Genomic DNA, 21,125 nt, shown 5'->3' on the forward strand with positions numbered 1-21,125 from the left:
CGCGCACCGGGCGGGGCGGGCAGGAGAAGACACGAGATGAACCGCTACGAAGGCCGCCGCGCCCTGATCACCGGCGGCGGCTCCGGCATCGGCCAGGCCACCGTCCTGCGCCTCCTCGCCGAGGGCGCCACCGTCGTGGCCGCCGATGTGAGCGAGCGGGGCCTGCGGGACACCGCGGCGAAGGCGGGGGCGCACGCGGACCGCCTCACCACACTCGTCGTCGACATCGCCGACGAGGCCTCCGTGCGCGCGGGCGTCGCCGCCGCGGTCCGCGCCCTCGGCGGCCTGGACGTGCTGGTCAACGCGGCAGGGATCCTGCGCTCCTCGCACACCCACGAGACGAGCCTCGCGGACTTCACCCGCATCCTCCAGGTCAACCTCGTCGGCACCTTCCTCGTCACCCGCGAGGCGATACCGGCGCTGCTGGCGGGCCGGGACGCGGCGGTCGTCAACTTCAGCTCCACCTCGGCCGCGTTCGCGCACCCGTACATGGCGGCGTACGCGGCGAGCAAGGGCGGGATCCAGGCCATGACCCACGCCCTCGCCGCCGAGTACGCGCGCCGGGGCATCCGCTTCACCGCCGTCCAGCCCGGCTCCATCTCCTCGGGCATGACCGACGGCAGTGGCGCCGGCGGACAGAGCGCCGGTCCGGGGCTGCCCGCGGACGCCGACATGACCCTGTTCGCGAAGCTGTCGCCCGCGATCGGACAGGGCTTCGCCGGTCCCGAGACGGTGGCCTCGGTCGTGGCGATGCTGGCCTGCGAGGACGGCAGGTTCGTCACCGGCACCGAGATCCGCGTCGACGGCGGCACCCACTTCTGAGCGCCGCCCGCAGGCGTCAGGCGAGGGCGACCAGGTCGCGGTAGTCCTCGCCCCACAGGTCCTCGGCCGCGTCCGGCAGGAGCAGGACACGGTCCGGGCGCAGGGCGTCGAGGGCACCTTCGTCGTGGGTGACCATCACGATCGCGCCGGGATACGACCCGACGGCGGCCAGCACCTCCGCGCGGGAAGCCGGGTCGAGGTGGTTGGTCGGCTCGTCCAGCAGCAGGACGTTGGCCCCGGAGTGGACGAGCCCGGCCAGCGCCAGCCGGGTCCGCTCCCCGCCGGAGAGCACACCGGCGGGTTTGTCGGCGTCGTCTCCGGTGAACAGGAACGCGCCCAGCACCCGTCGCGCCTCGCCCGTGTCCAAGTGCGGCGCGGCAGCGGTCAGGTTCTGCAGGACCGTGCGCCCGGCGTCGAGCGTGTCGTGTTCCTGGGCGAAGTAGCCGAGGCGCAGCCCGGGTCCGCGCACCACCCGTCCAGCATCCGGCCGTTCGGCTCCGGCGAGGAGGCGCAGCAGGGTGGTCTTGCCCGCGCCGTTGAGTCCGAGCACGACCAGTCGGCTACCGCGGTCGACGGCCAGGTCGACCCCGTCGAGGACCCGGTGGCCGCCGTAGGACTTGGCGAGGCTGATCGCGCCGAGCGGGGTCCGGCCGCAGGGCGCGGGTTCGGGCAGCCGGATCCGCGCGGTCTTCTCGGTGCGCCGGACCGGTTCCAGTTCGGCCAGCATCCGGTCCGCGCGGCGGGCCATGCTCCGGGCCAGGGTGGCGGTGGCGGAGCGGGCCTTCATCCGGTCGGCCTGCTCGTGCAGGGCGGCCGCCTTGCGTTCGGCGCTGGCCCGCTCCCGGGTGCGGCGCCGCTCGTCCGTCTCCCGCCGGGTCGTGTACGTACTCCAGCCGGTGTTGTGGATGTCGATCGTCGCGCGCGTGGGGTCGAGGTGGAAGACGCGGTTGACGACGTCGGTGAGCAGGGCGGTGTCATGGCTGATGACCACGAGTCCGCCCTGGTGTCCCTGGAGGAACGCGCGCAGCCAGGCGAGCGAGTCGGCGTCGAGGTGGTTGGTCGGCTCGTCCAGCAGCAGGGTGCCGTCCGCGCCGCCGAACAGGATGCGGGCCAGTTCCACGCGCCGCTTCTGGCCGCCGGACAGCGAGCCCACCGGTACGCCCAACAGCCGTTCGGGCAGGCCCAGTCCTGCCGCCACCCGGGCGGCCTCGGCTTCGGCCGCGTACCCGCCGCCGGCCTGGAAGGCGGCGTCGGCGCGGGTGTAGGCGTTCATGGCCCGCTCCAGGGCCGCGGGACGGGCGGTGTCGGCCATCGCCGCCTCGGCCAGGCGCAGTTCGCGCAGCGCGGTGTCGAGTCCGCGGGCGGACAGGATCCGGTCGGTGACCGTCATGGCGGGATCGGCGGCCCGGGAGTCCTGGGCGAGGAAGCCGACCGTCCCGGTGTGCGTGATCGTGCCGGCGGCGGGCCGCGCCTGGCCGGCGAGCGCGGTCATCAGGGTGGTCTTGCCCGTGCCGTTGCGGCCGACCAGGCCGATCCGGTCTCCGGGGGAGACGGTGAAGGAGACCGCGGAGAGCAGCAGGCGGGCGCCGGCGCGCAGCTCGACATCGCGTACGGTGATCATGGGTAACGCTCCGAAATAGCAAGAGGACACACTTCTGGCGTGGAAGCGGGTCCTCAGCTAGGAGATTCGGGGCGTGGACATGCGGTCACGGTAACCGGGGTACGCCGGCCGGCGCATGTCCTTTTCCACCCGGCGCGACCGTCACCCGGCGCGCCGTCAGGCGGCGCCGAGGATCTCGATGAACCGCTCGGTGTCGATGTTGCCGCCGGAGGCGATGACGCCGATGCGGGACGGGAGAGGGGCGGGACGGCCCGCCAGCAGTGCGGCCAGTCCGGTGGCGCCGCTGGGTTCCAGGACGATCTTCAGGCGCTCGAAGGCGAACCGCATGGCGGTGACGATCTCCGCGTCGCTGACGAGGCAGACGCCGTCGACGAGGCGCTGGTTGATCGGCAACGTGATCTCGCCGGGCGTGGGCAGGGCCTGGCCGTCGGCGATGGTGCGGGGCACGGGGAGCGTGACGCGGGTGCCGCTCTCCAGGGAACGCTTGGTGTCGTCGCCGGCCTCGGGTTCCACGCCGATGACCCGGATGCCGGGGTGCAGCGCCTTGGCGGCGGTGGCGCTGCCGGCGATGAGTCCGCCGCCGCCGACCGGCACGACGATCGCGTCCAACGGGCCGGTCTCGTCAAGGAGTTCGAGAGCCGCCGTGCCCTGGCCGGCGATGACATGGGGGTGGTCGTAGGGCGGGATGAGGACCAGGCCGCGGTCTTCGGCGAGGGCACGGCCGAGCGCGGTGCGGTCCTGGGTGTAGCGGTCGTAGGTGACGATCTCGGCCCCGTATCCGGCGGTGGCCTCGCGTTTGGCGCGGGGGGCGTCCTCGGGCATCAGGACGACGGCGCCGGTGCCGAGTTCGCGGGCGGCGAGGGCGGTGGCCTGGGCGTGGTTGCCGGAGGAGTAGGCGGCGATGCCCTTGGCCAGTTGTTCCGGGGTGAGTTGGGCGGCGGCGTTGTAGGCGCCACGGAACTTGAAGGCGCCGGCCCGCTGGAAGTTCTCGCACTTGATGAACACCTCAGCGCCGACGAGGGAGTTCAGCGTGCGCGAGGTGACGACGGGGGTGCGGCGGGCGACGCCTTCGAGGCGTGCGGCGGCGGCACGGACGTCGTCGAACGTGACGGGTGAAGCGGCGGTCATGGCGAGATCCTCTCCCGGGGCTTCGTTTCGCGTAGGGGTGGACGGTGGCCCGGCGGACGCCCGGCGGATCCGCGATGGTCCGCACGGCGTCGCGCGAGTCGAACCAGCCGTTTCCGTAACAGCTGTCGTACGAGCGCCTTCTTGTCCTCCCGGCTCAGTGCCCGGGGCGTGGCGTCACGCCGGGCGGACAGCGCCTCCACCGTCCGGCGCGGTTCGCGGGCCGTGCGGTCCCGCAGGGCCCCCAGCGGCCGGTGACCGTGCGCGGCGTCCGTGGCGACCAGGTTCCGACAGGGCGAGCGTCAGGGTGACAGGACGGGGGGCCGCGGGTCGGCGATGCGGGCGAGCCCCCACTCCGTGGGAGGCCTTCCGGGCTTGTACGAGGAGTCTAGGAACGGTGACGTCCGTCCGTCCAGGGAGTTGGACGGACGGACGTGCGGGCGGGCGGTACGCAGAGCGCGTCGCAGGGACGTGCGTCCGGACTCAGTGGCCGCTGATGCCGCGCGGCGTGTACGGCTCCTCCAGTTGCCGCACCTCTTCGTCCGTCAGCCGGAGGTCGAGCGCGGCGAGGGCGTCGTCGAGGTGGTGGGGCTTGGTGGCGCCGACGATGGGCGCGGTGACACCCGGCCGGGAGGCGACCCAGGCCAGGGCCACCTGGGCGCGCGGGACGCCGCGGCGCTCGGCGATCGCCGCGACGGTCTCGACGATGTGCTTGTCGTCGGGCTGGTAGAGGTTGCGCAGGACGGCGTCGGTCGTGCTGCGCGAACTGGCGGCGTCCCAGTCACGGGTGAGGCGGCCGCGGGCGAGCGGGCTCCACGGGATCACACCGACGCCCTGGTCGGCGCAGAGCGGCAGCATCTCGCGCTCCTCCTCGCGGTAGAGGAGGTTGTAGTGGTTCTGCATGCTGACGAACTTCGTCCAGCCGTGCCGCTCGGCGGTGTGCTGGAGCTTGGCGAACTGCCAGGCGTACATCGAACTCGCCCCGATGTAGCGGGCCTTGCCCGCCCGGACCACGTCGTGCAGCGCTTCCATCGTCTCCTCGACCGGGGTGCGGGGGTCGAAGCGGTGGATCTGGTAGAGGTCGACGTAGTCGGTGCCGAGGCGGCGCAGGCTGTGGTCGATCTCGGTCATGATCGCCTTGCGGGACAGCCCCGAACGGTTGGGCCGCTCGCTGCGCGCCGCACCGTCCTCCACCGAGAAGAACACCTTGGTGGCGATCACGATGTCCTCACGCCGGGCCATCTCCCCCAGCGCCCTGCCGATGATCTCCTCGCTGGTCCCGGCCGAGTAGCTGTTGGCGGTGTCGAAGAAGGTGATCCCGGCGTCGAGGGCCTGCCGGATGAACGGTCGGGCGTCCTCCTCGGACAGGGTCCACGGGTGCGGACCCCGGTCGGGAACGCCGTAGCTCATACAACCCAGCGCCAGCCGCGAGACCTCCAGGCCGCTCGTGCCGAGCTTGACGTACTCCATGGTTCCCGTCCCCTCGTCGGCATGGTCCCGCCGACGCGCCGCGGCACGTGTCCGAGGACGGGGCGGGCCTGCTCCATCAGTACGACCATGATCGTATCGACATTCCTGCCGCCGTCGGCACGAAGGCGGCGTACGACCGCGCCCCCGGGGCCGCCCGCCCAGCCGGTGGGTGACGACGACGGCCGTGCGCCGGGCAGTGACGCGCGATCGGCCTCCCGTACGCTCCGGCCCCCGCCGCGCGGCGCGGTTCGGACACGGGGGTGCCGGCCGAGCAGGTCGCGTGACCCGCGCGGGACACGCCTCGAACAGGTCGCGTGACCTGCGCGGTGCGGCCGGGGACGGGGGTAGGGCCGACCGCCGTTCATCCGCCGGCCGGCCCGGGTCTCCCCCGTGGGGCGGGCGCCGTTCCGCCCCGGGACGGGAGCGTTCCGCCGTGGCGCAGGGAGCTATCCACCGTGGGCGGAGCGGCGTACCGCCGGCCCGTCGGCGCGCTTCCGGCAGGCGGCCAGTCGCGGGTACGGCGCGGCCGGATCGCCGGAGAGCCCCGCCTTGACGTTCCGGCTGATGTCGTCGGCCAGGACCTCGTACGCGCCGGTCTCGACGCCGTCGAGGGCAAGGGCGGCGACGTCGTGCGGGGTGGAGGTGGGGGCGTGCACGGCCGCGGTCATGTCCGCGCCCGGATACGCCCGCCCCGCATGGAGCCGCGCCGGAGCCACCGGTCTCACGCTGAGCCGCGCCTGAGCCGCCCGCTCCGCGCCGGGCCGCGTCACCCGGCCGGCCCGCCTCGGCTGGCCCTCGCGCGGCCGGCGGCGGAGGGTCGGAACAAGATCGGTGAGTCGATGCTTCGTCCGACCGGTCGCCGAGTCGCCCCTCCGTGTCCGTGACGACGTGACGAGGCGGGCCGACCACCGGGGGCGGGGAACGGTGAATCCATGCGCTCGGGTAGTTCCCCGCCCCTCCACCCCGCCGCGGCCTGACCGGCCGGCCGTCGGCGCATTCGCCGCCTTCCGTCGCGGCCGGCTCCTGTCCCCCACCGCGATCCCGAACCGGCGTCCCCGGAACCTCGGTCACACGCGCGGTAGTTGATATGGGAAGCTTTGGCCAACCGTTTACGGGAACGAGGCCGTGACGGTCGGGGAGAGGAGCCAGCGTGACTCAGGACGGCGGCCAGGCCGTGCACATCGACACCAGCAAGCCGCATCCCGCGCGGATCTACGACTACCTCCTGGGCGGCAAGGACAACTACGAGGTGGACCAGCGGGCGGCCGACCAGCTGGCCGCGGCGGCGCCCGAGGTGTGGATCTCCGTCCGGGCCAACCGGGCCTTTCTGCACCGCGCGGTGCGGCACGTCGTCGACAGCGGCGTCCGCCAGATCCTCGACATCGGCACCGGGCTGCCCACCTCGCCGAACGTGCACGAGGTCGCCCAGGAGCTGGCTGCGGACGTGCGCGTCGCCTACGTCGACAACGATCCGATCGTGAAGGCGCACGCCGACGCGTTGCTGAGCCGGGGCGGCACGACCGGCATCGTGCTGGCCGATCTCCGCGATCCGCGGGCCATCGTCGAGCACCCGGAGGTCCGCCGGATCATCGACTTCGGACAGCCCGTCGCGCTGTGCCTCGTCGCCATCCTCCACTTCATCCGCGACGCGGACGAACCGGAGCGGATCGTGGCCACCCTGCGGGACGCGCTCCCGGCCGGCAGCTTCCTGATCCTCTCGCACGCCACGGGCGACTTCGCCGACGACCGCAGCGAGGCCGAGGCCGTCTACAACAACGCGACCGCCACGATGAACCTGCGCTCCCGTGACCGGGTCGAGCGGTTCTTCGAAGGCTTCGAACTGATCGAACCCGGCCTGACCCAGGTGCCGTTCTGGCGTCCGGACGCCACCCCGCCGGCCGGCTCCGAGACGATCGGCTTCTACGGCGCGGTGGCCCGGAAGACCGTCTGATCCGCCGCCTCCGGCGCAGGCGCGAGCCCTGCGAGATGCCCGGACCGTCGCCGAGGAAGCCATCAGGGCCGGACGCGGGCGGGCGTACAGGTGCCGGCCCGGCTGCACAGCCAGACGGCCCCGACCTCGCACACGACGAGGCATCGCCCCGGGCGGCCGCGCCCACAGCCGCCCGGTCGCCCCGTGCATCTCGGCATCCGCGCCGCCGACGGCCCTCACCTTCACCCGCCTCTGAGAGCCGGGGGCGCCCAGCCCGTACGACCGAGTGCGGGACCATCTGCCGGAGTTCGCCGGAGGCGGCCGGGACGCCATCGTCGTACGCCGCCCGGGGAGCCGCACCGCGCCGCGGGCGGTGCCTTCGACCGGGGCTGGGATGCCCTGCTCGGGCTGCTCTGCGCCACGCGCGCCGCCCCCGACCGGGCCCCGGGCGGCGGACGGACCGTCCCGGTCACGCCGGTCACCTCCGACTCGCGGAGATCCTGTCCCGGCACGGCGGCGTCACCTTCGCGGGCTTCCCGCGCCCCGCGACCACCGAGCAGCTCGGGCTGAACGCCGTGCTTGGCGGCTCGCCCGGCGTCCGCCTGGTCCAGGTGCCCTCGCTCGCCCCCCCTGCCCTCGCTGCCCCGGCGCCCGCGTGGCGGTCCCTTCGGCGAGGCGGCCGCCGCCGAGGCCGTGCGCACCAGCGGCGTGCGCCGGGGCCGTCGGCTGCTCGGCGCGGAGACCTGCGCGGCCCTCCTGCGCGGCCGGCGCCCCGAGCGCGTCCTGGACGAGGCGACGGGGGTCCGGATGCGGTGAGGGCCGGACCCTTCCACTACGGCCCGTACTGCTCACCGCGCACCCACCGGCCACACCGGCGGCAGCGCCTGCCTCGTCCTGCCCGCCCCGACGCCCTGCTGACCGACGCGTCCGCCGTGATCACGCGCTGTGCACGGCGGCCGGCACGGATCTCGGTCTCGCCGCGCCCGGGGACGCGGGACGCGGGGCGCGCCCACCTCGCTCCCGGCCTCGGCCGCGTCCGAGAGACGCTCGCCGGTACGGGCCTGCGGTGGCCCGCCTGGTAGGGGCCGGGGGATGGTGCGACGCTGGGTGGAGAGTTGTCCGACCAGGGTCTTTCGGAGGGCCGATGGGGCGTGACGTCCCGGCGCTCGTCTTCACCCGCGAGGACCGCCGCCGGTACCGGATCAAGATGCACGCGTGCCTCGACGCGCTGGCGCAGATGCTGCGCGAGCAGCGGTTCGAGTCCGAGCGGCCGCAGGTGGGACTGGAGATAGAGCTGAACCTGGTCGGCGACGACGCCGAACCCGCGATGTGCAACAGCGATGTGCTGGAGGCGGTCTGCGACCCCGCCTGGTCGACCGAGCTGGGCCGGTTCAACCTGGAGGTCAACGTCCCGCCCCGGCGGCTGACGGCAGGCGGTCCCGACGCGTGGGAACACGAGATCCGCGCCGCGCTCAACCACGCCGACGAGCGGGCCCGGTCGGTCGGCGCCCGGCTGATCATGATCGGGATCCTGCCCACGCTGCGCCAGGAGGACATCGGCGAGGCCGCCCTGTCGGAGAACCCCCGCTACCGGCTGCTCAACGACCAGATCTTCGCGGCCCGGGGCGAGGACCTGCGCATCGAGGTGGACGGCGTCGACCGGTTGCGGACCTACGCGGACACCATCACCCCCGAGGCCGCGTGCACCAGCACCCAGTTCCATCTCCAGGTGTCCCCCGAGGAGTTCGCCGGCTACTGGAACGCGGCGCAGGCGGTCGCGGGCGTCCAGGTGGCCCTGGCGGCGAACTCGCCGTTCCTGTTCGGCAAGGAGCTGTGGCACGAGACCCGTGTGCCGTTGTTCGAGCAGGCCACCGACACCCGCCCTGAGGAGATCAAGGTGCAGGGCGTACGGCCCCGGGTGTGGTTCGGGGAGCGGTGGATCAACAGTGTCTTCGACCTGTTCGAGGAGAACCTGCGGTACTTCCCGGCCCTCCTCCCGCTGTGCGACGAGCAGGACCCGGCCGAGACACTGGACCGCGGCGACGTGCCGGAACTGGGCGAACTCACCCTGCACAACGGCACGATCTACCGCTGGAACCGTCCCGTGTACGCGGTCTCCCACGACGTGCCGCACATCCGGGTGGAGAACCGGGTGCTGCCCGCCGGTCCCACCGTCGCGGACACGCTCGCCAACGGCGCCTTCTACTACGGGCTCACCCGGGCCCTGGTCGAGGAGGACCGGCCGGTGTGGTCGCGGATGTCGTTCGCCGCCGCCGAGGACAATCTGCACACCGCCGCCCGGCACGGCATCGACGCCCTGCTGTACTGGCCCGGCATGGGCGAGGTCCCGGTCCCGGAACTGGTGTTGCGGAGGCTGCTTCCGCTGGCGCACCGCGGGCTCGCGGCCTCCGGCATGGACGAGGCCTGGCGCGAGCCGCTGCTCGGCATCATCGAGCAGCGGTGTGTGACGGCGCGCAACGGCGCGGTGTGGCAGAAGGAGACGGTCCATCGCCTCGACGCCACCACGCGCGCCGGCCGCCACGAGACACTGCGCCGGATGACCCAGCTGTACATCGACTACATGCACCTCAATGCCCCGGTGCACACGTGGCCGGTGGACTGATCGGGCTCAGCCCCGCCCGGCGGGGCCGCTCAGAAGGCGCACCGCCCGGGCGAAGGCGCCGAGGCGCGGTGCTCGGCGAACTCCTGCCGGGTGAAGACGGTTTCGGGGCGGGACGCCCGTGCCGTCGAAGGTGGTCCGGTGCGGGTCAGGTACTCCTCGTCGGGCAGGCCGAAGGCCGGGCCGTCGGGCAGGGGGCGCACCGTCACGTCCGAGAAGACGCCCTGCGTGGGCTGTCCGAGGCGCACGGTCCGCCCGGGCCGGCCCAGGAGCGCCTGGGTGAGGGTCTCGCCCGCGCTGACCGTGGAGCCGCCGGTCACGTGCGTCCCCCTCCGTCCCGGTCGGCGCCTACGCCGATGCCGCTCGCTCCCGGTCCGTCCCGGGGCACCCCGAGGCGTCCGGCAGATGAACCTTCGCCCATTCCGCCAGCTCCCGCAGCGCGGGCTCCAGGGCGGCCCCGGCCTCGGTGAGCCGGTACGACACGCGCAGGGGCGGCCCCTCGTCGACCTCGCGCACGACCAGCCCGGCCGCGCCGAGTTCGGCGAGCCGGTCGGCCAGCATGCGTTCGCTGATGCCGGGCACGGCCCGGCGCAGGTCGGCGAAGTGCGTGGGCTGTGCCACCAGGACCGCCACGATCGGGCCGCTCCAGCGCTTTCCCAGCAGCTGGAAGACACGGGTGATGCCCTCGTCCACCCGCTTGCAGGTCACGCTGTCGTGATTCCGGTCCGCCGCCATGCGAGCAGGGTACTACCCCACCGTAGGGGGGTGAAAAAAAGTAAGCCCCTGTGTTATCCATAGTCATGCACGAATCCTTAGGACGGGCATCGCGCCCGGCCGCTTGTTTCCGTCTCCTGGAGTTCCCATGGCCACCCTCCTGCACCTCGACTCGTCCCTGTTCCCGGCCGAGGCCTCGGCCTCGCGCGCCGTCACCGCGGCCTTCCGCAAGCGCTGGGAGGAGCAGCACCCCGAGGGCACGGTCGTCTACCGTGACCTGAACGCGCAGCCCGTCGCGCACATCACCGCCGCCGCGCACACCGCCGGCTTCATGGACCCGGCCGACCACACTCCCGAGCAGGCCGCCGCCTTCGCCGAGCGCGTCCGGCTGATCGAGGAGCTGGAGCAGGCGGACGCGGTGCTGATCGGCGCCCCGATGTACAACTACACGGTGCCCTCGACCCTCAAGACCTGGCTGGACAGCGTGATCCTGATCGGCCGCACCGCGGGCCCCGCCCAGTCCGCGAAGGGCACCCCGGTGACCGTCGTCGCGAGCCGGGGCGGCTCGTACGAGCCGGGCACCCCGCGCGAGGGCTTCGAGTACGTGCGCAACTACCTCGGCGCCGTCCTCGGTGAGGGCCTCGGACTGGACGTCGAGTTCATCGTCCCGGAGCTGACGATGGCCCCGCACAACCCGGCGATGGCCGAGCTCGTCCCGCTGTACGAGGCCTCCCGCGACCGCGCCCTGGACCAGGCCGTCGCCAGGGCCGAGCAGCTCGTGGAGCGCATGGCGGCCTGAGCGCCCTGCACTCCGGCCCGGGCCCGCGACAGAGCACGGCGCCCGGGTCGGGGCGCGTCAGCGCGCGAACACCGTGCTCACCAGCGCGACGTACACCGCGGTGCCCGCCAGGATGCTCAACGCGGCGTTGCGGCGCCAGAGATGGATGCCGACCGTGACGGCCAGCGCCGCCAGTGGAGCCACCACGGCGGCGTGCGTGACCGGCAGGTCGCGCAGGCAGTAGACGACCAGGATCACCATGATCCCGGCGGGCATCCGGGACTGCAGGTACCGCACGGTCCTGCTCGCGCGCAGCGGGCCCAGCACGGCGAAGGGCAGGGCGCGCAGGCCCCAGGTGACGGCGGCGGAGACGAGGACCGCGGCGACGAGGTACGGCGTGTCAGACATGGCGCGCATGCCCCTTGGTGAGCAGGTGGCGGGCGAGGAGCCCGGCGGTGAACAGGCCGAAGGCGGCGAGCAGCAGGCTGCCCGGGAACAGCAGCCGGGCGACCAGCGCGCTCAGCAGGGCGAGTGCCGGTGTCGGCAGATCGCCCCGCCGGTCGCGCACGGCGTCGATCGCCAGCACCGTGAACAGCGCGGTGAGCGCGAAGTCCAGGCCCTTGACTCCCTCGGGGACGAGGGAGCCGAGCAGTGCGCCCGCCGCGGCCCCTCCGGCCCAGTACAGGTGCAGGAAGGCCTGGAGCCAGCTGATCCGGCGCCCGGACCAGGCCTGGGCCCGCTCCCCTGCGGTCAGGGCGTAGGCCTCGTCGCACAGCGCGAACGTGCCGTACGCCTTGCCGAGCCGACCCGTGATCCGGTCCAGCGGGAAGGACAGCGCGTAGAAGACGTGCCGGACGTTGACCAGGAACGCGGAGACGGCGATCGAGGCCAGTGGTACGGCGGCGGTGACCAGGCCGATCAGCAGGAACTCGAAGGAGCCGCCGTAGACCAGCGCGCTGGACAGCGGCGCCCACCACCACGGGATGCCGGAGTGTGTGACGAGTACGCCGAGCGCGATGCCGAGCGGAACGAAGCCCAGGCCCACGGAGGCCGAGTCCCGCAGGGCGGCCCGCGCCTCGGAGCGGTGCCCCGGCGGCGGCGCCGCGGACGCGGACGGTGGCGTACCACCGGCGACGACGGGAGATATGTGCATGGCGACATTTTAGGAAGAATCACGCGGCATATGGTTGCCAATAATGTCCGTACGATGGCTCTATGCGCAATGAAGTGAACCTCGATGCCATCGACCGGGACATTCTGTTTCACCTCCTTCGGGACGGGCGGCTGACCAACGTCGAGCTGGCCCAGCGGGTGGGTCTGACCCCGCCACCGTGTCTGCGCCGGGTCAAGCGACTGGAGGAGGCCGGTGTCATCACCGGGTACCGCGCGGTGGTGGATCCCGTGGCCCTCGGCCGGGGACTGGAGGTGCTCATCGACATCGAGGTGAGCGCCAACGACCGCGCGACCTTCCTGGAGTTCGAGGAGATCGTGGCCGGTTACGACGAGGTCATCGAGTGCCGCCGCATGTACGGCCGCCCGGACTACTTCGTCCGCGTCGCCGTCGCCGACCACGCCGCGTACGAGTCCTTCCTGGTGGAGAAGCTCAGCGGGCTGCCGTGTGTGCTGCGCATCGACTCCCATCTGACCATGAAGACGGTCAAGTCCGGCCCGTGAGGCCGCCCCGCGCAGGATGTACGGTGCACCTATCTGCTCGACGCCCGTGATCAGGGACACCCGTGAGGAGAGTCGCCCGTTGTCCGCGAGCTACTTCGAACGCATCGACCCGCACCACTACAAGCCCACCGCCCACGCGAGCGGCGCGTGGGACACCGACGAGATGCACTTCAGCCCGCTCGCCGGACTCGTCGTGCACGCGATCGACGGGTATCTCGCCGAACGGCCGCAGAGCGGGCTGCTGATGTCCCGGATCAGCTTCGACGTCCTCGGGCGGCTCGCCCTGGACGAGTGCGGGATCCGGGTGGAGTCGGTCCGGCCCGGCCGGACCATCGAACTCCTCGAAGCGGTCGTGGACATCGCGGGACGGACGGCCGTTCGGGCCCGCGCCTGGCTGCTGGCCGCGGGGGACACGACCGCGGTGGCCGGCGGCGCGGACGCCCCCCTCAGCCCGCAGCCGGACGCGATCGCCTCCCGCTCGCTGGGCTCGGTCTGGCCCGGCGGCCACTGCGCGTCCGTCGACTTCCGGCCGCTCACACCTCCCGAGCCGGGCCGTGCCACGGCCTGGATCTCCACGCGTCTCGACCTCGTCGCCGGCGAGCCGAGCAGTGCCCTCGCGTCGTACGTGGCCCTCATCGACACCGCCAACGGCATCGCCGTCCGCCGCTCGCCGGCCGAGTGGATGTTCCCCAACGTCGACCTGACGATCCACCTCCACCGTCAACCCCGTGGGCACTGGGTCGGCCTGGACACGACGGTCGTCTTCGGCCCGACCGGCCAGGGGCTGACCAGTTCCGTGCTGCACGACCTGGACGGCCCGGTCGGCCAGGCCCAGCAGACCCTCACCGTACGCCCGCTGCCGGGCACCTGACCTCCGGCGGCGTGCGCATCGCGGTTCGCAGGGGCGAACGTGCTCCAGCGGGACGGGTCCGACGGCTGCTTCAGGCTCAACCCACCGACCACAGCACCCTGTTCGCCCTGCGGTCCGCGACGGCCGGCCCACCGCGGGCCGGGGCGTTCTACCGTCTGCTCACGTCCGTCGTCGTACCCCGGCCCCTCGCCTGGGTCTCGACGCCCGCGCCGCCGCGAGGACTCGCTGCGGAACGTCGAGGACATCAGGGAGTTCGTGGTCGACCTCGCCCCGAGCCGCCACTGACCGAGATCAACGCGACGGCGACCGAATTCCTTTGCGGCCAGGGTGAGTTCGCCGCGGTGGGCATCGAGCGGGAGCCCTCGCTGCGGGTACGGCCGCCGCGCGTGGCGCCGTCGCCGGTCGCCCGGGAGCGCACACCGCACTGCCCCCGCGTCTCGGCGACTCGACGGTGGTTCGGCCGGGTCGTGCACGCCGCCGTCCGCGAGGACGTACTGGCCGACGGCCGGCCCGGCATCGGGCTGCCGCGCCGCCTGTCGCGCCTCGGCGGGAACCTGCGGGCGACGGTCGGCCGGCTCCACGAAGTGGCCCGCGTGCCGTACCGTGGCCGCTCCTGCGACGGACCGCCCGCATCAGCCCGGCGCCGGCCACGAGGGGCGCCGCGGTCCGGGCCCCGCATCCCACCGAACTCCTTGTCCCAAGACAACGAGCACATCGCGGCGTCGAGCCGGTGTGCCACCCTGGACGGCGACGAACGGGGGGTCCCATGAGCACAGAGGCACAGGTGTTGCGCGCGGCGTACGAGGCCGCGGTGGCTGTCGTCGGGGACCTCGGGGACGAGGAGTCGTGGCTGCCGAGCGGCTGTACGGGCTGGGCGGTCCGCGATCTCGTCTTCCACTGTCTGGGGGATGCCCAGCGCGGGCTGGTCGCCCTGCACACACCGTCGCCGGAACCGGTGGACCGGGACGCGGTGACGTACTGGCAGGACTGGGGGCCGAACCCGGTCGGGGCGGCGAACGGCCGCCGCTGGGCACGGGTGAACGCGAGCATGTTCCTGGACTGGGGGCAGCTGCGGGGCCTGTATCGGCAGACGCTGACCGCGGCCGTGCACGCGGCCGAGGCGACCGACCCCGCCCTGCCCGTCGCCACGCAGGGCCATGTGCTGACCGCCGGGGACCTGCTGACCACCCTCGCCGTGGAGGCCACCGTCCATCACCTGGACCTGACCGTCGGCCTGCCGCACGCGCCGGCACCGGCGCCCGAGGGGCTGGCGGCGGTGCGTGCCACGCTGGACGCACTGCTCGGCCGGCCAGGGCCGTCCGAGTGGAGCGACACGCACTATGCGCGCGTGGGCACCGGCCGGGCCTCGCTCACGGAGGCCGAGCGCGCCGCTCTGGGTCCGGCGGCGGACCGCTTCCCGCTGTTCGGCTGAGACCGGGCACCCGCCACGGCCGACACACCCCGGGGACGGCGCATGCGGGGGCGGGTTGATGGAAACCTGCGAGCCATGAACAACCCGCCCAGCATCAACAGTTACGTCGACCGCGTCACGGCCGGCCCCGGCGGAGCGCTGACCGACGAGGCCGGCGTCCTCACCGGCGAGCTGACCGTCGCGACCATCCTTCTGTCCGACGGCCACAGCGCGCGCGTCGCCGTGCAACCCCTCGGTGCCGACACCTGGTACACCCTCACCGGCAGCCCGGCACCCGTTCCCACCGGCCAACTCGCCGCCTACCACCGGGATCTGCTCGGCCGCATCCGGCGCGGCGGCGGCACCCGGGCCCGCTGAAAGCCGTGCGCACGACGGCACCTGACGTTGCGTCACCACCACGCCCGCCCGGCGTGGTTTGTTTCCTTCATGAACACACAAAAGGCGGCTCCCGCACCTTGACCTCGGTTTGGTCCAGACCAATCATGGCCTAGACCAATAGCCCGGCCGTCGCTCGTTCTCCGGGAGTACCTGATGACACGTCCGAGATCCGTACGCGCCCTGCTCGCCGGCGCGGCCACCCTGGCCGCGTCGGCGGGGCTCGCCCTGGGGGTCCCCGGCACCGCCCAGGCGGCGACTCCGCTGCCCATGCACGTCTTCGCACCCTATTTCGAGGCCTACAACGGTGACAGCCCCGCCGCGCTGTCCCAGGCCTCCGGCGCCAAGTACCTGACCATGGCGTTCCTCCAGGCCGACAAGAAGGGCTCCTGCACCCCGTACTGGAACGGCGACACCGGCAAGCCCGTCGACACCTCCGTCTTCGGGTCCGACATCGCCACGATCCGCTCGAACGGCGGCGACGTGATCCCGTCCCTCGGCGGCTACGCGGCCGACAACGGCGGCACCGAGATCGCGGACAGCTGCACGAACGTGGACTCCGTCGCCGCCGCCTACGAGAAGATCATCACCACCTACGGCGTCTCGCGGCTCGACATGGACGTCGAGGACAACTCCCTCACCGACACCGCGGGCATCGACCGCCGCAACCAGGCCATCAAGAAGGTCGAGGACTGGGCCGCCGCGAACGGGCGCTCGGTGCAGTTCTCGTACACCCTGCCGACCACCACGTCCGGGCTGGCCGACAGCGGGCTCGCGGTGCTGCGCAGCGCGAAGAACGCGGGCGCCAGGGTGGACGTCGTCAACCTCATGACGTTCGACTACTACGACGGCGCCACCCACCACATGGCGACCGACACCCAGACCGCGGCGAGCGGTCTGCACGACCAACTCGCCTCGCTGTACCCGAACCTGTCGGACAGTCAGCTGTGGGGCTCGATCGGCGTCACGGAGATGCCCGGCATCGACGACTACGGCGCCGCCGAGACCTTCACCACCGCCGACGCGACCAGCGTGTACGACTGGGCGGTCGGCAAGGGCATCAACACCCTGTCCTTCTGGGCCCTCCAGCGCGACAACGGCGGCTGCCCCGGCACCGGCGGGTCCGACAGCTGCTCCGGCATCGCCCAGGACACCTGGTACTTCAGCCACACCTTCGCGCCCTTCACCGGCGGCACGACCACACCGCCCGCCGACGACTTCGCCGTCACCCTCTCCCCCGCCGCCGCCTCGGTCGCCCCCGGCGGCGCGACGACGGCGACCGTGAAGACGTCGGTGACCTCAGGCAGCGCCCAGAGCGTGGGCCTGTCCGTGAGCGGCGCGCCGAGCGGGGTGACCGCCTCCCTCAGCCCCACCTCCGTCACCGCGGGCGGCACCGCCAGGCTCTCCGTGCGGGCGAGCGCCTCGGCGGCGCCCGGTACGTACACCCTCACCGTCACCGGCACGGCCGGCCCGGTCCGGCACGGCTCCGCCCTCACCCTGACCGTGAACGGATCCGGCGGCGGCACGTCCGCACTGGCCGACGGCGACTTCGAGACCGGCTCGCTCACCCCCTGGAGCTGCGACAGCGGCGCGAGCGTGGTCACCTCGCCCGTGCACGGCGGCTCCCACGCGCTGAAGACCGCGCCGTCGGCCTCGCAGACCGGCCAGTGCGCGCAGACGCTCACCCTGAAGCCCGACACGTCCTACACGCTGAGCGGCTGGGTGCAGGGGCCGTACGCGTACCTCGGCGTCAGCGGGAGCGCCACCGCCAGCTCCTGGACCTCCTCCTCGTCGTGGTCGAAGCTGACGGTGCCGTTCACCACCGGCTCCTCGGGCACCGTCACGGTGTACGTCCACGGCTGGTACGGGCAGGGCGCGGTCTACGCCGACGACCTGAGCGTCAGCTGACCCGCCGCTTCCCCGGCCACGGCCCCGCTCGGCGCGCCGGGCGGGGCCGGTTCATGCGCCGTGGCGACGGGGGCGGTGGTCCCGTCCCGCGGCCGACCCGGCGCTCGGGCGGCGCCTTCCGTAGTCTGGAGAGACCCGGGACTGCCCGGGAAAGCTCCTGGACGCCCTGGGCGACTCCAGCAGGCGCCCCGCCGGCAGGAGACGTGATGTGTCCCGCAGGCAGGAGACGGTCGTGATCGAACTGGCCGCCGTGTTCGCCGTCGCGGGAGCGGCGAGCAATGCGGTGGGTACCGCCTTCCAGCGCAAGGTGGCGTCCACGGCCCGCAGCAGCGGGGTCCGGCTGGTCGCGGAGCTGGCGCGCCGGCCCTTGTGGCTCATCGGCATGGCCGGCGTATTGTGCGCCGCCCTGTTCCAGAGCCTGGCCCTGGTCAACGGCCCGCTCGCGCTGGTCCAGCCCCTGTTCATCCTGGAGCTGCCGTTCGCGCTGCTCGTCGCCGCCCCGCTGATGCACAAGCGGATGCCGCGTGCGGGGTGGTGGGGCGTGGGCAGCTGTGTCGCGGGCCTCGCGCTCCTGCTGATCGCGGCCGCCCCGCACGGCGCCACCGACCACGCCCCGCTCACCCGCTGGATCCCGGCCCTGTCCGTGTGCGTCAGCGGGATGGCGGTGGCCGTCCTGCTGTCCCGCCGGGGTCACGCGCCGGCCCGGAGCGCCGCGCTGCTCGCGGCCGCCTCCGCGACCGGCAACGCCCTGACCGCCGCCCTGCTGAAGTCGGCCACCGGCACCTTCGCCGACCACGGCTTCACGGCCTTCCTGCGGTCCTGGCAGACGTACGGCTTCGCGCTCGCCGGAGTCGCCGCCGTGGTCCTGCTGGAGAACGCGCTCCAGGCCGGCCCACTGGTCGCCGCACAGCCCGCGCTCACCATCGGCGACGCCGTCGTGAGCCTGACGCTCGGCATGACCCTGTTCGGCGAGCGTGTCCGCACCGGCTGGTGGCTCCTGCCGGAGGCGTGCGGCGCCCTGCTGATCGTCGTGGGCGTGCTGGTCCTCAGCCGGTCCGTCCAGCACCTCACCACCGTGCCGGTCCCGGCCGAGCAGCGGCGGGCGGCGGCCTGACCCGGCACCCCGACGACGGGTGGTGGCCGGCGAGCGCCGCGCATCCGGCTGGCCGGATGTCGCCGTTGACCCGGTTGGTCCGCTCATGACACGTTCGGCCTGCCCCGCCGAGCGGTGGGGCAGGCCTCCCGGAAGGAGACGCGTGATGGCGTCAGACGGCAGACGCGCACGGCTGCGCACGGCGGTGACGGTGACCACCGTGATGCTGGCGGCGGTCGCGGCCGGGCCCTGCGCGGTCGCGGCGAGCGGCCCCGCGACCCGCGCCCCGGCGGCGGCACCGGCCGGCGTACTCGACGACCCCACCCCCCAGGAGCAGGAGCACCTCAGAGAGGTGGCCGGTTCGATCTGGACGCCGGAGCTGGCCGCGGGCTGGAACATGAACACCGACGTGGCCGACGTCCTGTCGACCGCCACCGGCGAGATCCTCAAGTGCAGCGAGGCCTTCTCGCTCGTCCCGCGCCCGCCCGGTTTCCTGCCCGGGATCGGCTATCTGCTGAACTACTGGAAGAACCTGCGCGACTACTTCCTCGTCGTGAAGGACAACCGCACCTACCGCGCCTGTGTCGTCACGGCCGCCAACAACTACCGCTCGCAGATCGAGATGGCCTCGATGGGAATCTGACGATGGGGAGGACCTCGGCGCACACCTGACCGCGGCGCACGCCTGACCGCGCCCGGCCGCTACCGCGCCGCCGCGATCCCGTCGATCCAGGACAGCAGGCGCTCCCCCTGCGCGGCCATCAGACCGGGGTCGCGCAGGGTGTTGGTGAGCACAGAGATGCCCTGGTAGGCCGCGACCAGTTCGACGGCGAGCGCGGCGGCGTCGGCCCGGCCGAGCTGGGCGAACTGGGACTCGACCCAGTCGAGCAGCGCCCGCATCACCTTCGCGGCCGCCCGGTCCAGGCCGTCCTCCCGCTTGTCCAGCTCGGTGGCGAGGGTACCGAAGGGGCAGCCGAAGCGGGCGGCCGTCTCGCGTTGGTCGACCCAGCCGGCGACCAGCGCCCTGAGCCGGTCGGCCGGGTCGGCCAGGGCGTCCAACCGGGCGGTGAGCGTGTCCAGTTGCGCGCAGTGGGCGTCCACCGCGGCCTCGACCAGGAGGTCCTTGCTCTTGAAGTAGTAGTAGACGTTGCCGAGCGGCACCTCGGCGACACGGGCGATGTCACCGAGGGTGGTCTTCTCCACGCCCTGCTCGTGGAACACCCGGACGGCCGCCCGCACGAGGCGTTCACGTTTGCCGCCCCGGCCCGGCCGCGCGGCCCGTCCCGGGGCGGCGATCTCTGAGTCAGTCACCTGACTGAGGATAGACAGCGAAGGGGCGGCACGCTAATGTCTCGACTTAGTCAGTCAACTAACTAAGTGGGGGAGACAGTCGTGATCGTTGTCACTGGGGCCACGGGGAACGTCGGCCGGGCGCTGGTCGCCGAACTGGTCGGGGCCGGGGAGAAGGTGACGGGCGTGGCGCGGCACATCGGGCCCGAGGACGTACCGCGGGAGGCGGCGGTCATAGCCGCCGATCTCGGCGCGCCGGAAACCCTCGAACCCGCCCTGGAGGGTGCGAAGTCACTGTTCCTGCTGGTGGCGGGCGAGGACCCGGAGGGCATCCTGCGGCGGGCCGCCGCGACCGGGGTCGCGAAGGTCGTACTGCTGTCCTCGCAGGGCGCGGGCACCCGGCCCGGGGCCTACGCGCACGCGGCGGCCTTCGAGGCGGCCGTGGCCGGGTCCGGACTGCCCTTCACCGTCCTGCGCCCGGGCGGCCTGGCCTCCAACGCGTTCGCCTGGGCCGAGTCCGTCCGCCGGCACCGCACGGCGGCGGCGCCCTTCGCCGACGTGGCGCTGCCGTTCGTCGACCCGGCCGACGTCGCCGCGGTGGCGGCGACCGTCCTGCGCGAGGACGGACACGCCGGCGCGACCTATACCCTGACCGGCCCGGAGCCCACGACACCGCGACAGCGCGCGGCCGCCATCGCCGAGGCACTCGGAGAACCGGTGGCCTTCACGGAACAGAGCCCCGAGGAAGCCCGCGCGCAGATGCTCCGGTTCATGCCGCCCGCCGCTGTCGACGGCACCCTCGCCGTCCTCGGCACACCCACGCCGCCGGAGCGGACGGCCACCGAGGACGTACGCCGCCTGCTCGGCCGCCCGGCGGCACCGTTCACCGCCTGGGCGGCGCGCCACGCGCAGGCGTTCCGCTGACGGAACCGGCCGGCGAAGCGACGTCCGGTGACGACGCTCCGATCCGCCGACCATCCACCCCCCGCCCCGGCCGGGGGGGGTTACGGACGTCGAGCGGCGGCGAGCCACGACCCAGCGGGCACCAGCTCCGGCCGAACGGGCGCGGGCCACGCCCCAGGCGTGCGGGCACGAGCCAGCCGCGAGCCCAGGGCATGCGGGGCCACGTGCGAGCGAGCACAGGCCATGACCGAGCAGGTGCGAGCCATGGCTCAGCTGGCGCAAGCCACGACCCAGCGCCGGCACCAGCCACGACCGGAAGAATGCTCAGCGCAGCGATCCACGTGCCAGCGGGCACTGGTCGCCGCCGGTGCAGGCGGGCCACGGCCGAGCGGTTGCGAGTCAGGCCGGGCGAGGTCCGGCCCGTCCGACGTGGCGGCACCCGCTCCTGGCGTCGGCGCGGGGCCGCCCAGGTGGCGTACGCCCCTCGTCCGGCCCCTCG

22 protein-coding genes are annotated in these 21,125 nt (G+C 73.3%); 13 read left to right on the forward strand and 9 right to left on the reverse strand.

Annotation, left to right across the window (positions count from 1 at the left end; all coding sequences use genetic code 11):
* Positions 1–36: 36 nt before the first annotated feature.
* Entirely contained in the window at positions 37–822 is a 786-nt protein-coding gene (locus tag ACZ60X_RS16130) for an SDR family NAD(P)-dependent oxidoreductase (RefSeq protein ID WP_469598571.1), read from the forward strand.
* A gap of 16 nt (positions 823–838) precedes the next feature.
* Here the strand turns inward: ACZ60X_RS16130 and ACZ60X_RS16135 are convergent, their stop codons facing one another.
* The 4 genes from ACZ60X_RS16135 to ACZ60X_RS16150 all read right to left on the reverse strand — a co-directional run bounded on the left by ACZ60X_RS16135 (position 839) and on the right by ACZ60X_RS16150 (position 5,754).
* Positions 839–2,443 carry an ABC-F family ATP-binding cassette domain-containing protein gene (locus ACZ60X_RS16135; RefSeq protein ID WP_469598574.1) on the reverse strand — a complete coding sequence of 535 codons (1,605 nt, stop codon included), beginning with the start codon at positions 2,441–2,443 and terminating at the stop codon, positions 839–841.
* Between the two features lie 156 nt (positions 2,444–2,599).
* Entirely contained in the window at positions 2,600–3,571 is a 972-nt protein-coding gene (locus ACZ60X_RS16140; RefSeq protein ID WP_469598576.1) for a threo-3-hydroxy-L-aspartate ammonia-lyase, read from the reverse strand.
* 480 nt (positions 3,572–4,051) lie between these two features.
* On the reverse strand, positions 4,052–5,038 hold the full coding sequence (locus tag ACZ60X_RS16145) for an aldo/keto reductase (RefSeq protein WP_469598578.1): 987 nt from the start codon (positions 5,036–5,038) through the stop codon (positions 4,052–4,054).
* 446 nt (positions 5,039–5,484) lie between these two features.
* Positions 5,485–5,754, reverse strand: a complete 270-nt coding sequence (locus ACZ60X_RS16150) for a hypothetical protein (protein ID WP_469598580.1) — start codon at positions 5,752–5,754, stop codon at positions 5,485–5,487.
* A 434-nt stretch (positions 5,755–6,188) separates the two neighbouring features.
* Here ACZ60X_RS16150 and ACZ60X_RS16155 point away from each other — a divergent pair, with 434 nt between their 5' ends.
* From ACZ60X_RS16155 to ACZ60X_RS16165, 3 genes are all read left to right on the forward strand, one after another.
* A complete protein-coding gene (locus tag ACZ60X_RS16155; protein WP_469598582.1) occupies positions 6,189–6,989 on the forward strand; it encodes an SAM-dependent methyltransferase in 801 nt (266 codons plus the stop codon).
* 672 nt (positions 6,990–7,661) lie between these two features.
* Positions 7,662–7,784 (forward strand): hypothetical protein, encoded by a 123-nt coding sequence (locus tag ACZ60X_RS16160; protein WP_469598584.1) that lies wholly within the window; start codon positions 7,662–7,664, stop codon positions 7,782–7,784.
* A gap of 328 nt (positions 7,785–8,112) precedes the next feature.
* Positions 8,113–9,591 carry a glutamate-cysteine ligase family protein gene (locus tag ACZ60X_RS16165; RefSeq protein WP_469598586.1) on the forward strand — a complete coding sequence of 493 codons (1,479 nt, stop codon included), beginning with the start codon at positions 8,113–8,115 and terminating at the stop codon, positions 9,589–9,591.
* Between the two features lie 29 nt (positions 9,592–9,620).
* On the opposite strand, the gene ACZ60X_RS16170 is transcribed toward ACZ60X_RS16165, so the two are convergent.
* Complete coding sequence (locus tag ACZ60X_RS16170) at positions 9,621–9,908, reverse strand: S41 family peptidase (protein ID WP_469598588.1); 288 nt, start codon at positions 9,906–9,908, stop codon at positions 9,621–9,623.
* Positions 9,909–9,936: 28 nt separating this feature from the next.
* Entirely contained in the window at positions 9,937–10,323 is a 387-nt protein-coding gene (locus ACZ60X_RS16175) for a winged helix-turn-helix transcriptional regulator (RefSeq protein WP_469598590.1), read from the reverse strand.
* Positions 10,324–10,450: 127 nt separating this feature from the next.
* Here ACZ60X_RS16175 and ACZ60X_RS16180 point away from each other — a divergent pair, with 127 nt between their 5' ends.
* Positions 10,451–11,101: an FMN-dependent NADH-azoreductase gene (locus tag ACZ60X_RS16180; protein WP_469598592.1), complete on the forward strand. Its 651-nt coding sequence runs from the start codon at positions 10,451–10,453 to the stop codon at positions 11,099–11,101.
* Positions 11,102–11,158: 57 nt separating this feature from the next.
* Here ACZ60X_RS16180 and ACZ60X_RS16185 read toward each other — a convergent pair whose 3' ends face one another.
* Together ACZ60X_RS16185 and ACZ60X_RS16190 are read right to left on the reverse strand one after the other, a co-directional pair.
* A complete protein-coding gene (locus ACZ60X_RS16185) occupies positions 11,159–11,488 on the reverse strand; it encodes a branched-chain amino acid transporter permease (RefSeq protein WP_469598594.1) in 330 nt (109 codons plus the stop codon).
* Positions 11,481–12,233: an AzlC family ABC transporter permease gene (locus ACZ60X_RS16190; RefSeq protein WP_469598596.1), complete on the reverse strand. Its 753-nt coding sequence runs from the start codon at positions 12,231–12,233 to the stop codon at positions 11,481–11,483. The genes ACZ60X_RS16185 and ACZ60X_RS16190 overlap by 8 nt, the downstream gene beginning before the upstream one ends.
* A gap of 62 nt (positions 12,234–12,295) precedes the next feature.
* On the opposite strand from ACZ60X_RS16190, the gene ACZ60X_RS16195 reads away from it, so the two are divergent.
* The 7 genes from ACZ60X_RS16195 to ACZ60X_RS16225 all read left to right on the forward strand — a co-directional run bounded on the left by ACZ60X_RS16195 (position 12,296) and on the right by ACZ60X_RS16225 (position 19,076).
* Positions 12,296–12,754: an Lrp/AsnC family transcriptional regulator gene (locus ACZ60X_RS16195; protein WP_469598598.1), complete on the forward strand. Its 459-nt coding sequence runs from the start codon at positions 12,296–12,298 to the stop codon at positions 12,752–12,754.
* A gap of 16 nt (positions 12,755–12,770) precedes the next feature.
* Complete coding sequence (locus ACZ60X_RS16200; protein WP_469598600.1) at positions 12,771–13,625, forward strand: thioesterase family protein; 855 nt, start codon at positions 12,771–12,773, stop codon at positions 13,623–13,625.
* A gap of 766 nt (positions 13,626–14,391) precedes the next feature.
* Entirely contained in the window at positions 14,392–15,057 is a 666-nt protein-coding gene (locus ACZ60X_RS16205; RefSeq protein WP_469598602.1) for a maleylpyruvate isomerase N-terminal domain-containing protein, read from the forward strand.
* Positions 15,058–15,132: 75 nt separating this feature from the next.
* Complete coding sequence (locus ACZ60X_RS16210; protein WP_469598604.1) at positions 15,133–15,414, forward strand: hypothetical protein; 282 nt, start codon at positions 15,133–15,135, stop codon at positions 15,412–15,414.
* Between the two features lie 174 nt (positions 15,415–15,588).
* Positions 15,589–17,340 (forward strand): glycosyl hydrolase family 18 protein, encoded by a 1,752-nt coding sequence (locus ACZ60X_RS16215; RefSeq protein ID WP_469598606.1) that lies wholly within the window; start codon positions 15,589–15,591, stop codon positions 17,338–17,340.
* A 232-nt stretch (positions 17,341–17,572) separates the two neighbouring features.
* Entirely contained in the window at positions 17,573–18,454 is an 882-nt protein-coding gene (locus ACZ60X_RS16220) for a DMT family transporter (protein WP_469599218.1), read from the forward strand.
* 145 nt (positions 18,455–18,599) lie between these two features.
* Positions 18,600–19,076, forward strand: coding sequence for a hypothetical protein (locus ACZ60X_RS16225; RefSeq protein ID WP_469598608.1), 477 nt, complete (start codon positions 18,600–18,602; stop codon positions 19,074–19,076).
* Between the two features lie 59 nt (positions 19,077–19,135).
* Here the strand turns inward: ACZ60X_RS16225 and ACZ60X_RS16230 are convergent, their stop codons facing one another.
* Positions 19,136–19,744 (reverse strand): TetR/AcrR family transcriptional regulator, encoded by a 609-nt coding sequence (locus tag ACZ60X_RS16230; RefSeq protein ID WP_469598610.1) that lies wholly within the window; start codon positions 19,742–19,744, stop codon positions 19,136–19,138.
* A gap of 81 nt (positions 19,745–19,825) precedes the next feature.
* On the opposite strand from ACZ60X_RS16230, the gene ACZ60X_RS16235 reads away from it, so the two are divergent.
* The gene (locus ACZ60X_RS16235) at positions 19,826–20,647 is read left to right on the forward strand and encodes an NAD(P)H-binding protein (protein WP_469598612.1); all 822 of its coding nucleotides are present in this window, start codon (positions 19,826–19,828) and stop codon (positions 20,645–20,647) included.
* The last annotated feature ends 478 nt before the right edge of the window (positions 20,648–21,125 follow it).

The organism is Streptomyces sp. NPDC104106 (genome assembly GCF_055584345.1).